A 13,017-nucleotide genomic window follows, 5' to 3' on the forward strand; every position below is an offset into this window, starting at 1 on the left:
CATGACCCGTCCCCGTCTGCTGGTCTGCGCGATTTTTGGCGTCCTCGCGTGTGTCACGACGCTGAGCCCCGCCGCTGCCGCCGCATCCGGCGGCAGCGGGGGAGGGCGGCTACAGCTCGCCGGGACCACCGCGGTCGTCACCGACATCGTCCGCAACGTCGCCGGTGATCGCGCCGACGTCGCCCAGCTCATTCCGAATGGGGCCGATCCCCACTCGTGGGAACCCACCCTGCGTGACACGCGCACGGTCGCTCACGCCGACGCCGTGTTCTCGAACAACTTGTTGCTGGAGGAAAACTCCCTCATCCACACGATCGACGCCAACATCTCCGCACCCGAGCGTCACATCCGGCTCGCCGAAGAATCTAAGACCTACGGTGCCCACCTCATCCAACTGGTCGAGGACCGCTCGCTAGATACCGTGTGGCTGGGAATGCGCGTGCGCGCCGAGAAACTGCGCGCGAGCGGCGGCGACGACGAGGTGCGGATCCGTGTCCGCGACGTCCAGGGGCCTGGCACGGTCGCTGCCTACCTCACGGGAACATTTGGTCAACCCCAGCCCTACATCAACTCGGGCGACGGAATCGACCACTCCGACGTCGTCGCCCTCCCCCTCAACGCCCACACCCACATGTCCTGGGCATTCACCGCTCCCGGAATTTATCGGATGCAGGTCGACGCGGAGAGAGCACCCGCACCGGGTCAGCCGGCAACCGCGACGCTACCGCCGGTGTGGGTCACCTTCGCTGTCGGAGTTGATCCGGCGAAAGCCGAGACCGCGATGGGGGCACCACCGCGCACGACCCTCGCGTCTGGCCACGTCGACCTCAGCGCAAACTGGGACAGCGGCGCCCTGGAGTTCTTCGGCGACCGCGCCGACGGTGGTCCCGGTGACGCCTCCTACGACCCAGCCACCACCCTCGTCGTCGTGCCCGAGCACGCCCTCACCGAAGTACCCGGCGACCCGGCCTACCGGTTCCTCGGCGCAGCCGGCGACCACATCTACGTCCTCGCCCAGGCCGTCCTCGGCAAGCACGTACACGGCGAAATCGACCCACACGTATGGCAATCCGTGCCCAACGTGAGTGCCGAAGTCGACGTCATCCGCGATACCCTCATCCGCCTCGACCCGGCTGGGGCTTCCACCTACCGCGCCAACGCCGCGCGCTACCAGGCACGACTCGCACGCCTGGACGCCTACATGCGCGAGGTCATCGGGTCAATCCCGCCACAGGCGAGAAACCTCGTGACGACACACGACGCCTACGGCTACCTCGGACACGAATACGGCCTGACCATCACGGCATTCGTCACCCCGAACCCCGGCGTCGAACCCTCAACAACCGACCTGATCCGCCTCAACCGCAGCCTGAAAAGCCTCGACGTTCCGGCTGTCTTCGTCGAACCGATGTTCGCCACCTATTCGCGCGAACTCGTCGAGGCTGCCGGCACCACGCACCGGCGCGTCTGCACCCTCTACGGCGACACCTTCACCCCCGACGTCGACTCCTACGTCGAGGCGATGGCATCGAACGCCTACAACCTCAAAGTGTGCCTGGACCCGGCGGGGGCTCCGCCCGCCCGCTTCGAGGCTCCCCGTCCACCCAAGACCCGGGCCCACCTGCTCGGCGATGTCGAGAAAGGAACGACCAGATGACTCGATACAGCTCACGGCGCCTGCGCGCGCTCGCGGCGATGCTGCTGGCGACAGGTTTGTGCTTCGGCGGTGCGGCCCTGCCGGCTTGGGCAGATGACACCCCCTCAGATCCGGCGCTCCAGCAGGTCGTCAGTGACAACGAACCGATCGACCAAGACTCGACCGTCGTCCTTGACCACGGCCATTGCGACCTCGCTCCCAAGCTTATTGACGGCACGTGGAAACTCATGGCGCGCGACGACACGGTCAGCCCGTCGGTGTGGCGCCCCCTAGATAACGTCGTGTTTCGCGTGTCCGACAAGGCGATCATGAAGCTGCCCGAGGGCAAGGACTACGCGTTTACCGGGGCCAAGCCCGGCGACAACGTCTACGTCGTTCCTCAGTCAGAGGTCGCGGGTGTGCCGTGGCTGGGCTGGTCGACCCAATCGCCCGCGGTCGTCGCCGCCGCGGACGGCCCCATCGAGATGATCTTCGAGGGCCACCAGGGCCCCGGCCAATTCACGAACTTCTACCAGGCCGGGAACTTCGGCGGCCCCGAACAAAACTGGACGTCGACGACCAAGGAGGCCCAGATCCTCCACGTCGACCTCAATACCCACGTTCACACCAACTGGGTGTTCACGACCCCCGGCGTTCACCTGGTCCGCCTCACCGCGAAAGCGACCCTCAAGGACGGCACCACGGTGCAGGACTCGCAGGTCGTGCGGTTCGCCGTGGGCGAGAAGGTGTCGGCCCAGCAGGCCGCCGATGCGTCGTGGACGACCACGGCCCACTCCCAGGCACACCCCAACGACGCCGTGGAGGCCGTCGGTGACACCGCGGAATCCTCCCACACCGTCCTCATCGGCGTCGGGATCGGTCTGGGCGTCATCGGCATCATCGCCATCGTCGTTGCCGTCGTTGTCGTGCGCACGTCGCGCTCGCGTCAAGCGGCGGCGCTCGCCCGCGCCGCCCGCGAGGTCGAGCAGTGAGCGCGAGACCCCTTGACGTCAATGGCGTGTGCGTGAGCTACGGCTCCCACGAGGCGCTGCGCGACGTCACCCTGTCGCTTCACCGGGGCGAATTCGTCGGCCTCGTCGGCCCCAACGGTGCGGGAAAGACGACGCTGCTGCGCACGATCCTCGGCATCCTCACCCCGACCGCGGGAACCATCAGAGTCGCCGGAGTGAGCGGGCGTGCGGCCGCGGCGCGCATCGGCTACGTGCCCCAGCGCCACGATTTCGCCTGGGACTATCCCGTCAGCGTCGAACAGGTGGTCATGAGCGGCCTCACGCCGTTGATGCGGTGGGGCCGGCGGGCACGCGAAGACGATTACGCCGCGTGTTTTCGCGCCCTGCGTCACGTCGCGATGGATCACGCGCGCACCCGCACGATTGGCGAGCTCTCGGGCGGGCAACGCCAGCGCGTTCTCGTCGCCCGCGCCCTCGTGCGCAATCCCGACCTGTTGCTGTTGGATGAGCCCTTCACCGGCCTGGATCAGCCGACGATCGATTTGCTGTTCGACCTGTTCACCGAGCTGGCCGCCGGCGGCTCGACACTCCTCATGTCGACCCACGACCTGGCCGGGGCGTGCCATCGTTGCCCGAGGCTCGTCCTCGTTAACACGACGGTGCGCGCCGATGCGCCCGCCGAGGCATTGACCGACGCCGAGGTGTGGATGAGCACCTACGGGGTTGGGGCCGACTCGTCGCTTCTGGCAAGCGTGGGGGTGCGCGCATGAATCCGCTCGATTTCCTGACCGATCTGACCAATCCCACGCTCGTGTTTCTCCCGAAGGCCCTCCTCGTGTCGACGCTGTCGGCACTCGTGTGCGGGATCGTCGGTAGCCACGTCGTCCTGCGCGGAATGGCATTCATCGGCGATGCTCTCGCCCACGCGGTCTTTCCCGGCTTGGCCATCGCCTTCGCCCTGTCGGCGTCGCTGCTGGCCGGAGGCGCCATCGCCGGGCTCGTCGTCGCCGTCCTCGTCGCCGCATTCTCGCAAAACCGACGCCTAAAGGAGGACTCGATCATCGGGATCTTCTTCGCGGCTGCCTTCGCGATCGGGCTCGTCGTCATCTCGCGAGTCCCCGGATACTCCGGTTCGTTGCAATCGTTTCTCTTCGGGTCACTGACCGGCGTGAGCGATACCGACCTCATCGTCGTCGCGATCGGCGGGGCCTGCGTGTTGGGAATCGTGGCGTTCTTCCACAAGCAGTTGGTCGCCGTCTCCCTCGACCGCGAATTTGCCCGAGCCACCCTCATGCCGGTCACCCTGCTCGACATCGTCTTGTACCTGGCCGTCACGGCGGCCGTCGTCATGAGCGTGCGCACGATCGGCAATATTCTCGTTCTCGCCCTGCTCATCACCCCGGCCGCCACGGCCCGCCTCCTCACCGACCGCATCGGTCGCATGATGATGCTCGCCCCGCTTGTCGGCGTCCTCGCCGCCTTTATCGGCATCTACCTGTCGTGGGTATTCGACGTCCCCACCGGTGCCGCGATCGTCTTGGTCGCCACCGCTCTGTTTGTCCTCACGTGGCTCCTCGCACCTCGACGCGGTCTTCTCGCGATCGGGTGGGCACGCCGCGCCTCCGCACGCCGCCAGCCTCGGAAAGGGGCATCCGTATGACACCGAGAAAATTCCTCGCCACCACCGCGACTCTCCTCGTCGCGATCGCAACCATCGTGGCGGGAGGTGGCGCGAGTGCTCGCGCGGATTCCCCGGCGTCCCTCGTCTCGAGCGACCACAAGCCCGGCGTGCTGCGCCTGCGCGAGCGCGTACCCGCCGATCTGAAGCTTCCCGACGGAACGCCGCACCCGTGCGCGGGACGCTACCTCATCTACCGCGACCACGTCGATCCGATCTACCTGACCAAGAGCGGCGGCAAGCCGACGATGATGGTCGTCGCCGGATCAGCCGTCGTGCCCGCCAACAGCGTCTGCCTGCGCCTGGGGCCCGATTCGTCGGGCGGGCGCGAAACCTCGCGCATGGTCGTGCCGAAAGACTCCAGTTATGCCTTCCTCGGCAAACCCGGACGCATCCTGTGGTACGCCCCCTTTACTCGCGCTGACAACAATTCGCCGCTGTGGGCCGGAGTCGGCGCCTTCGACCCCGAACACGAGCTGAGCCAGCCCGATATCCCCGACCACAAAGTCACCCTGTCGCTAGAGGACTTCGCCGGACCGGGCCGAATGAACGTGTTCATCGACGCAGCCATGTCGCCGGCCAAGCAGATCATCAATTCAGCCGATCCGCTCTACCACTCAACCCAGCTACAACCCGGCGGTCACGCCCACATGAGCTTCGCCTTCACCAAACCCGGGATTTACCACACCCACTGGTCCGGCAGCTACATCGAGGGCGCGAACGTTCCCCAACACGCCGCCGCGACAGACGTCATTTGGCTCGTGGGCACCAACGCCGACGCCGGGCTACCGAAGGACTTCCCCCGCGAATACTCCGAGCCGTCCACGAGTGCCGAGATGATGCGCGATGCGATGGGTCTCAGCGATCCCCACGACGATGATGACGGAATCCAGGGCGGACACTCGAAGACCCCCGGCCCCCCGCCCGCGGGAGCCACCGGCGTGGCGAGCGTGCGCTCGCAGATGGAATTCGGCGCAAGCTGGGACGAGGACACCTCGCTGGAGACCGCCGACCCGGTGAACCTGAGCGGCGACGACGACGGCAACGTGCGCATCGGGAACCATCCCGGCAAAACCGCGCTCTTCCTCGACGTCGACGACTCCCCGAACTCCCTCGCCTGCCTCGCCGACACGCCCGAAAACGCCGACCTCGGACGTGCCCTGCCGACCGGCTGGCTGTGGGCAACGGGGCGCGGGGGACACCCGGCGGTGACGATCGACGTTGCCCACCTGCCCGGCATCGACACCTCCCACCCCGTCTCCGTCCTCCCCTCCCTCGACGCCTCGGACGAAAACCGCGTTCACGCATGGGGGAAATGGAACGGCCAGACGTTCTCGCCGATCGCCCGCTCCGACAGCGGCATCAGCGGCGAATTCAGCGCCCCGGCGAACACGCCGATCGTCTTCGACCTGGCATTTAACGCCCCGGGAATGTACAGCGACTCTGTCGACATCACGTACACGCGCACCGACGGCTCGTCAGCCCAACAGAGCATCCCGTTCTACACCGTCGTCGGCAACTCGTCGATCAACGAATTCCACCGCATCATCGGCAAAACCGCCAACCTGCCACAAGACTCGCGGGCGGGAGAGACGTGCGCGGCCCATCCCGATCCCAAACCGGATCCCACACCAAACCCCATGCCCGAACCGACCCCCCACCCCGACCCCTCCCAACCAACCCCGACAGGCGAGAAGCTATGTCCGGCACGAGTGGCACTGGGGCACCGTGCCCCCGCCGTCGTCACCGCCGGACATATGGACATGGGCCCAGATGCGCACGGTAACGCCGTCGTCGTCGACACCGCCGACCCAGCTCACCCCCGCACGCATGCCTCGGGGACCGTCGCCTTCACGGTGCCAGACCCCACCCACGACCTCTCCGCGCTCACCGGAGCCGACAAAGAGATCACCTCACTGGGGAAGGCCTGGTACATCCCCCAGACCCAAGAAAACGATCGTCCCTGGGTCGGCATCTCGACCCAACACCTTGGCACCCCTACCCGCGCGGGTGTGAGCCTGACGATGACCCCGCGCGTCATGCCGGCCAAAGGCCGCGTCATCGTCGGCCAGGGCGGATCGGTCATGACCCCGTGGCAGACGTTCTTCGACTCCGCCAAGCCCGAGCTGCGCCGCCTCTATCGCGAACCCGTCCACGAACACCCGGCGACCTTCTTCACCCAACCCGGCATCTACGTCCTCGACTACACCTACCGATGGATCGACGCGGCATCCGGCGACACCCACGCCACGACCATGCGGGCGACCTACGCCGTGGGCACCCTCGGACGAGACCAGCTCACCCAGCTCGGCACCCCCCTGGCCGATCCCCACGCTTGCGACGGCACGAGCATCGCCGGCCCGATCAGCGGCGACACGACGCCAACCCCGGCACCCGCGCCCAACCCCGGGACGCCCTCACAAGAAACCCCTACCCACCGGTGCGCCCGGAGAAGCCCACGCCGACTACCCGGCACACAACTCCGGCGACACCACCTCGACCATGACAACACCGGCGGTGGCTAGCGCACCCGCACGAACCATCAGCGCGCCTCCCGCCCAGACCACACCGGCACCCGCCGCGGCTGCGGCACCGGAGGAGTCACCCCAAACCCACGAGACGTTTACAAAAACGACCTCGGCAGACCTCGGCACCGCCACGGACCTCACCACCGGGCATGACCGCCTGCTCCTGGGCCTCCTCCTCGGCATCGGCGGCACCATCGCGCTCGCGGGGCTGTGCGCGCTCATCGCCGCGGGAATCCTCGCGTGGCTCCATCGCAAGCGCCGCCGCACCGCCGAGACAGAGGGGTGAGCTCTCCACGCCGTGACGTTCCTCGCCCGCTACACTGAGACGGGCGCCCCCACCTGGGGTGCCGCTCACCATACGGAAAGGGCCACACATGCCAGCGCTCATTGTTCTTGGTGCCCAGTGGGGCGACGAAGGCAAGGGGAAGGTCACTGACCTTGTCGGCCAAGACGTCGATTGGGTCGTGAAGTTCAACGGAGGAAACAACGCCGGGCACACCGTCGTCGTTGACGGCAAGAAGTACGGCTTGCACCTCATCCCCGCCGGCATCCTGTCCAAGCGTGTCACCCCGGTGATCGGCAACGGCGTCGTCGTTGATCTCGACGTCCTCTTCGCCGAGATCGCCCAGCTGACCTCGGCCGGAGTCGACTGCTCGCGCCTGCGCATCTCCGACAACGCCCACATCATCCCGCCTTACAACAAGATCATGGACGGTCTGGCCGAACGCAGCCTCGGCGAGCGCAAGATCGGCACGACGGGACGCGGCATCGGCCCCACCTACGCCGACAAGATGAACCGCATCGGTCTGCGCGTCCAGGACCTGTTCGACGAGTCGATCCTGCGGCAGAAGGTCCGCTCAGCGCTCGAGGGCAAGAACAGCGTCATGGCGACCCAGTTCGCCCTCGATCCGGTCGACCCCGAACAGGTCGCCGACGCCCTGCTCGCCTACGCCGAACGCGTGCGCCCGATGGTGTTCGACTGCTCCCTCGAGGTTAACCGCGCCCTGGATCGCGGCGAGACCGTGCTGTTCGAGGGCGGCCAGGCAACGATGCTCGACATCGACCACGGCACCTATCCGTTCGTCACCTCGTCGAACTGCACCGCGGGCGGGGCGTGCACCGGCACCGGCGTCGGCCCCACCCGAATCGACCGCGTCATTGGTGTCGCCAAGGCCTACACGACTCGGGTCGGCGAAGGCCCCTTCCCCACCGAGTTGATGGGCGAGGACGGCGAGAAGCTCCGCCAGGCTGGTGGCGAATTCGGCGTGACGACGGGACGTCCCCGCCGCACCGGCTGGTACGACGCCGTCGTCGCCCGCTTCGCCTCGCGCGTCAACGGCCTGACTGATCTCGTCGTGACCAAACTCGACGTGCTGACCGGGTACGAGAAGATTCCCGTGTGTGTGGCCTACGACGTTGATGGCACGCGCGTCGACGAGCTGCCCAACGACCAAACGGCGTTCCACCACGCACAGCCGATCTACGAATACTTCCCCGGCTGGGATGAGGACATCACGCAGGCGCGTACCTTCGGTGATCTGCCCAAGAACGCCCGCGACTACATCGAGACCCTCGAGCAGCTCTCGGGCTGCCGGATCTCGGTGATCGGCGTGGGTGCCGAGCGCGACGCGACGATCGTACGCCACCCGCTGCTGCCCGGGCGCCTGTCGGACACGCGCCGATAACGCGTAGCTGAGAATACGACGCGGGCGGCCTCCCCTCATCTGGGGAGGCCGCCCGCGCGTTAGCGTGTGCTACTTAATCGTGCAGTCGCTGAGTTCGATATTCATCTGGTTGAAGCCGTCGACCTTACCGACGACGGTGACCTGACCGCCCTTGGTGAGCTCGGCCGCTTTGTCGACCTGCGAATCATCGATCGCGCACGTGATGCCTTCGAACGCGTACTCGTCGCCGCTGGTGATGCGCACAGCCTTGGAACTCAAGATGTCGGTGACCTGGTCCATCGTGCCGGTAATCTGGACGACCTTGCCCTTGTACTGCTTGTCGGCAGCCAGCTCGTTGTCGGTGTAGGCGGTGACGATCTCGGCGGCGCTCACCGTAACTTCGGGAGTGGCCTCGGCAGGCTCCTCGGCCTTGGAGGAGGACTTATCGTCCTGCGTCTGCTCCTGCGACGCGGCCGGTGCCGAAGACGAGTCCTTGGCGCCGTCGGTCGAATTGCCGCCGTTGCCCATGCCCATCGCGATGGCGATGACGACGATGACAACGATCAGCCAGAACCACCACTTCTTATAGAACGGCTTCTTCGCCGGCGCGTTTACCTGAGAATTATCGCTCGTGGGGGGGGGTTGACATATTTCATGCTCCTTTGACTGTGCGGGTCATGTTCCCAGGGGAAACTATGGCGCTCGCAGCATAACAAAGAAAACTGCGAGGTGACAGGCAGAGATCGGTACAGCTAGTCCTCGTCGAGCAGCAGCTCGGCCGTCTCGCGGTCGACGACAAGGGTGTTGAGATAACCCCCGGCCATCGCCGCCTTGAGGGCGCGGGCCTTTGCCGGTTCCCACGCGACACCGATGACGATGGGAACGTCGCGCAGCTTCAGGGGGTCGAGGGCAATCATGCGATCGCACAGTGCCGTGTGGATGTGACGCCCGCGCGCATCAAAGTGGTGACCGCAGATGTGCCCAATCGCCCCGAGGGCGAGGATCTCGGCTGCCATCTCGTCGGTGATGTAGGGCTGGAGAATCGGCCCACCGACGCCCGACGCATCCACCGCTCCCACACCAACGAGCGCAACGTCGGCGTGCGCGGCCAACTGGAGGGCGGCCGCAACCTGGGGTTCGCTCTGGAGCGCGCCGGCCAGTGCGGCGGATTCAAGCATGAGGGGTACGGGCATCTGCGCGTAGTTGCCACCGATGCGGTCGGCGAGGATCCGACAGATGGCCGGGGAGTCCTCCACGGTCAGCCCGCGCCCAATCGAGCCGATCATCTGGGCCACGCATGCGCGTGCCCAATGGCGCCGGGGCATGTTGCGCACGACAGCGGCTACGGAGCGCCCATTCGACAGGGCGATGACCTTGTCGTGGCCGCCGTATCCGATGAGTAGCTGGGCGGCCTCGCGCCCGACCGACTCCGAGATCGGTATCCCCGCCTCGCTGTCCGTCACGCGCGCGGCCTTGAGGCCGTAGAGGTCGACGAGGGCGTCTTCGAGCGCGATGAGACGTTCGAGAGGATGGGAAATGGTGATCGTGACGATTCCGCGCTGGCGGGCTTCGGTGAGGAGGCGAGAAATCGTCGGGCGCGAATAGCCCACCTCGCGCGCAATCTGGGCCTGGGTAGCCCCCTCGTCGTAATACATCTGGGCAACCTTGAGCAGCAAATGCACGTGCCCACGTCCACTCCGGCCGTCCACTGTGACACCTCCGGTCGGCGCTCGATTTTCCTTTCAGGCTAGTCATCGCCGCGGCCTCACGCAGCCGATTGCGAGCGGTATCGATCCCGGTGTGGAGTACAAATGTGCAAAACCAAGATTCTGTGACGGAGCGAACATGATCAAGAGCGCAGGTTATCGGGGTAAGAACCGGGCTTCGGGTCCGCTTAGTTGACATATGTGCACACATAGCCCTTATGGGGTGGTGTTTTTGGTGGCACCGTGGAGATACGCCCACACAGGGGCGCAATCGAGACAAAGGAGTGACTCATGGGCAAGGTCCGGACGATCAACGGCGACGTGGAGGCCAGCGAACTCGGTGTCGTCAACGCACACGATCACCTCATTCGCACCGGCGCGGGCGAGGTCTTCATCGACCCTGATCACCTGCTCGACGACATCGACAAGGCCGTCGAAGAAGGCACGTATTTCGCCGAGGCATCGCTGAAGTGGTCCGACAAGGGCGGCACCATCGTCGACATGTGCCCGGCCAACTCGGGCCGCGACATGGACAAGCTGCGCGAGGTCGTCTCGCGCATTCCCAACCTCAAGGTCATCGCCACCACCGGCTTCCACCGCGAAAAGGTCTATCTCGAGACCCGCAGCCACTGGGTGAGCCGCTACAGCGTCGACCAGATCACCGATCTCCTCATCGCCGACATCGAAGAGGGCATCGACCGCCACGACTACTCCGGCCCCATCGTCGAGCGCACCGACGCCAAGGCCGGCTGCATCAAGATCGCCACCTCCTACGGCATGATCACCGACTTTGAGCACAAGTGCATGCGTGCGGCCGCCCAGGCCTCGATCGCCACCGGCGCCCCGATCAACACCCACACGACGTTTGGCACGTGCGGGCTCGAGCAGGCTCAAGAACTCATCGCTATGGGCGTCCCCGCCGATCAGATCGCCATCGGCCACATCCAGCGCAACGCCGACGTGTGGTACCTCAAGCAGATTCTCGACACCGGCGCCTACCTCGAGATCGACGGCACCAACCGCATCAAGTACCAGCCCGACTCCAACCGCATCATGGAGCTGCGCGAACTCGGCGAAATGGGCTACGGCAAGCGGATCCTGCTGGGCACCGACTCGGGCAAGGCCTCCTATCAGAAGGCCTACGGCTCGGTCACCGGCGTCGACTTCAACCCCGCCAACGACGGCCCGCGCATGCTCGACGAGGGCTTCGAGCGCTCCTACGTCGAAGACCTGCTCATCAATAACGCCGCGACGTTCTTCCAGATGCGGGAGGCGAAGTAGCGATGCGGCCCAGGCTCCAGGTCGCCCTCGACACCCTCGACATGCCCTCGACGCTGGGGCCGCTAGCGAAGTGTGTCGACGAGATCGATGTCATCGAATGCGGCACCGTGTTGCTGCTGGCCGAGGGGCTGAGCGCTGTTCGCAACGTCCGCGCGCTCTATCCCGACAAGACGATCCTCGCCGACGTGCGCATCGCCGAGGCCGGAGCGAAGCTGTCGCGCCTGTGCTTTGAGGCCGGTGCGGACTGGGTGAGCGTCGTCGCGGGTGCCTCGTTGACGACGGTCGAGCAGGTCGTCAAGGTTGCCGACGAGTTCGGTGGCGAGGTCCAGATCGAACTGGGCGAGGACTACGACGCCGACCAGGCGCGTAAGTGGGCCGAGCTGGGAGCGAAGCACGTCATCGTCCACCGCTCCCGCGACGCCGAGGCCGCCGGCACGCTTGCCTGGCATCCCGAGGACGTCGCCCGCGTCCACGAACTGGCCGAGATGGGCTTCACCGTCACCGTCACCGGCGGCATCAAAGCCGATGAACTCGACACGTTCGCCGGTGCCCCCGTCGGCGTCGTCATCGCCGGACGCGCCATCGTCGCCGCCGAGGACCCGGCAGCCGCGGCGCACACCCTCAACGAGGCGATTGCGCGCGTGTGGGGTGAGGACGCATGAGCGCGACGACCGCTCGGGCACCTATCCCGGCAGCGGTGACGTTGGGGATCTACGAAAAGGCCCTGCGGTGGACGGGCGAGTGGCGCAGCTTCTTCGACCAGGCGGTGGAGGCGGGCTTCAGCTTCGTCGACATCTCCGTCGACGAGACGCCCGAACGCGCGGCGCGCCTGGACTGGGACGACGCCCAGTGCGCCGAGGTGCGCGAGGCCGCCGCGGCGGCCGGGGTCCAGATCGGCGGGATCTGCCTGTCGCTGCACCGGCGCATCATGCCCGGTTCGGCGGATCCGGCGATTCGCGAGGAGGCCTACCAGGTCTACCTCAAAGGCATCGACCTGTGTCGACGCCTCGGCGTCAGCGTGCTCCAGGTAGCCGGGTATTTCGCCTACTACGAGGACGATGACCCGGATGCCCGCAGCCGCTACGTCGACACCCTCGCGCGCGCCCTGCCCTACGCGGCACAGGCCGGGATCATCCTCGGTATCGAGAACGTCGACGGCCACGACATCGCCTCAATCCCCGACGCGATGGCCGTCCTCGACGAGTGCCCCTCGGCGTGGCTACAGGTCTACCCCGACGTCGGCAACATCGCCGAACACGGCGGCGACGCCCGCACCGAGCTGGCCGCCGGTGAAAACCACATGGTGGCCATCCACGTCAAGGACGTGCTGCCGGGACAACCGCGGCGCATCCCGCTGGGCGAGGGCGTGGCCGACTTCGCCGGGGCCTTCGCCGAGCTGGCCCGCCAGGGCTGGTGCGGACGCATGATGATCGAAATGTGGAACGACGAGGCTGCCGATTCCGCTGCGCGGTGCGCCGATGCCCGCGCTATCGTCGCCTCCTGGCTCGACGAGGCCGGAATTGACGTCGTTCCTCCCTCAAGGAAGAGGTAAA

At 66.4% G+C, this 13,017-nt stretch carries 12 protein-coding genes; 10 read left to right on the plus strand and 2 right to left on the minus strand.

Annotation, left to right across the window (positions count from 1 at the left end; translation table 11 throughout):
- Nucleotide 1 precedes the first annotated feature (1 nt).
- The 7 genes from H8R18_RS00240 to H8R18_RS00270 all read left to right on the plus strand — a co-directional run bounded on the left by H8R18_RS00240 (nucleotide 2) and on the right by H8R18_RS00270 (nucleotide 8,498).
- Nucleotides 2–1,657, plus strand: coding sequence for an anchored repeat ABC transporter, substrate-binding protein (locus H8R18_RS00240; RefSeq protein WP_191071707.1), 1,656 nt, complete (start codon nucleotides 2–4; stop codon nucleotides 1,655–1,657).
- On the plus strand, nucleotides 1,654–2,628 hold the full coding sequence (locus tag H8R18_RS00245) for a choice-of-anchor M domain-containing protein (protein WP_191071708.1): 975 nt from the start codon (nucleotides 1,654–1,656) through the stop codon (nucleotides 2,626–2,628). Before H8R18_RS00240 ends, H8R18_RS00245 begins: the two co-directional genes overlap by 4 nt.
- Entirely contained in the window at nucleotides 2,625–3,377 is a 753-nt protein-coding gene (locus H8R18_RS00250) for an anchored repeat-type ABC transporter ATP-binding subunit (protein WP_191071709.1), read from the plus strand. Before H8R18_RS00245 ends, H8R18_RS00250 begins: the two co-directional genes overlap by 4 nt.
- On the plus strand, nucleotides 3,374–4,267 hold the full coding sequence (locus H8R18_RS00255; RefSeq protein WP_191071710.1) for an anchored repeat-type ABC transporter permease subunit: 894 nt from the start codon (nucleotides 3,374–3,376) through the stop codon (nucleotides 4,265–4,267). Before H8R18_RS00250 ends, H8R18_RS00255 begins: the two co-directional genes overlap by 4 nt.
- On the plus strand, nucleotides 4,264–6,810 hold the full coding sequence (locus H8R18_RS00260) for a choice-of-anchor M domain-containing protein (RefSeq protein WP_194189283.1): 2,547 nt from the start codon (nucleotides 4,264–4,266) through the stop codon (nucleotides 6,808–6,810). Before H8R18_RS00255 ends, H8R18_RS00260 begins: the two co-directional genes overlap by 4 nt.
- Nucleotides 6,803–7,099, plus strand: a complete 297-nt coding sequence (locus tag H8R18_RS00265; protein ID WP_194189284.1) for a hypothetical protein — start codon at nucleotides 6,803–6,805, stop codon at nucleotides 7,097–7,099. Before H8R18_RS00260 ends, H8R18_RS00265 begins: the two co-directional genes overlap by 8 nt.
- Before the next feature lie 88 nt (nucleotides 7,100–7,187).
- Complete coding sequence (locus H8R18_RS00270) at nucleotides 7,188–8,498, plus strand: adenylosuccinate synthase (protein WP_191071712.1); 1,311 nt, start codon at nucleotides 7,188–7,190, stop codon at nucleotides 8,496–8,498.
- A gap of 69 nt (nucleotides 8,499–8,567) precedes the next feature.
- On the opposite strand, the gene H8R18_RS00275 is transcribed toward H8R18_RS00270, so the two are convergent.
- Both H8R18_RS00275 and H8R18_RS00280 read right to left on the minus strand, forming a co-directional pair.
- The gene (locus H8R18_RS00275; RefSeq protein WP_191072005.1) at nucleotides 8,568–9,128 is read right to left on the minus strand and encodes an OB-fold protein; all 561 of its coding nucleotides are present in this window, start codon (nucleotides 9,126–9,128) and stop codon (nucleotides 8,568–8,570) included.
- Nucleotides 9,129–9,229: 101 nt separating this feature from the next.
- Nucleotides 9,230–10,159 (minus strand): sugar-binding transcriptional regulator, encoded by a 930-nt coding sequence (locus H8R18_RS00280; RefSeq protein WP_194189285.1) that lies wholly within the window; start codon nucleotides 10,157–10,159, stop codon nucleotides 9,230–9,232.
- Nucleotides 10,160–10,474: 315 nt separating this feature from the next.
- On the opposite strand from H8R18_RS00280, the gene H8R18_RS00285 reads away from it, so the two are divergent.
- The 3 genes from H8R18_RS00285 to H8R18_RS00295 are packed head-to-tail and all read left to right on the plus strand — an operon-like array spanning nucleotide 10,475 to nucleotide 13,016.
- Nucleotides 10,475–11,464, plus strand: a complete 990-nt coding sequence (locus tag H8R18_RS00285) for a phosphotriesterase family protein (protein WP_191071714.1) — start codon at nucleotides 10,475–10,477, stop codon at nucleotides 11,462–11,464.
- Nucleotides 11,465–11,466: 2 nt separating this feature from the next.
- Nucleotides 11,467–12,126: an orotidine 5'-phosphate decarboxylase / HUMPS family protein gene (locus H8R18_RS00290; protein ID WP_191071715.1), complete on the plus strand. Its 660-nt coding sequence runs from the start codon at nucleotides 11,467–11,469 to the stop codon at nucleotides 12,124–12,126.
- Nucleotides 12,123–13,016 (plus strand): L-ribulose-5-phosphate 3-epimerase, encoded by an 894-nt coding sequence (locus tag H8R18_RS00295; protein WP_191071716.1) that lies wholly within the window; start codon nucleotides 12,123–12,125, stop codon nucleotides 13,014–13,016. Before H8R18_RS00290 ends, H8R18_RS00295 begins: the two co-directional genes overlap by 4 nt.
- Nucleotide 13,017 lies beyond the last annotated feature (1 nt).

Origin of the sequence: Nanchangia anserum, from assembly GCF_015240065.1 — a bacterium.
In the GTDB taxonomy this organism is placed as follows: Bacteria; Actinomycetota; Actinomycetes; order Actinomycetales; family Actinomycetaceae; genus Nanchangia; species Nanchangia anserum.

Coding starts and splice junctions, on each gene's coding strand:
- H8R18_RS00240 (WP_191071707.1), top strand. CDS start 2: ATGACCCGTCCCCGTCTGCTGGTCTGCGCGATTTTTGGCGTCCTCGCG.
- H8R18_RS00245 (WP_191071708.1), top strand. CDS start 1,654: ATGACTCGATACAGCTCACGGCGCCTGCGCGCGCTCGCGGCGATGCTG.
- H8R18_RS00255 (WP_191071710.1), top strand. CDS start 3,374: ATGAATCCGCTCGATTTCCTGACCGATCTGACCAATCCCACGCTCGTG.
- H8R18_RS00260 (WP_194189283.1), top strand. CDS start 4,264: ATGACACCGAGAAAATTCCTCGCCACCACCGCGACTCTCCTCGTCGCG.
- H8R18_RS00270 (WP_191071712.1), top strand. CDS start 7,188: ATGCCAGCGCTCATTGTTCTTGGTGCCCAGTGGGGCGACGAAGGCAAG.
- H8R18_RS00285 (WP_191071714.1), top strand. CDS start 10,475: ATGGGCAAGGTCCGGACGATCAACGGCGACGTGGAGGCCAGCGAACTC.
- H8R18_RS00290 (WP_191071715.1), top strand. CDS start 11,467: ATGCGGCCCAGGCTCCAGGTCGCCCTCGACACCCTCGACATGCCCTCG.
- H8R18_RS00295 (WP_191071716.1), top strand. CDS start 12,123: ATGAGCGCGACGACCGCTCGGGCACCTATCCCGGCAGCGGTGACGTTG.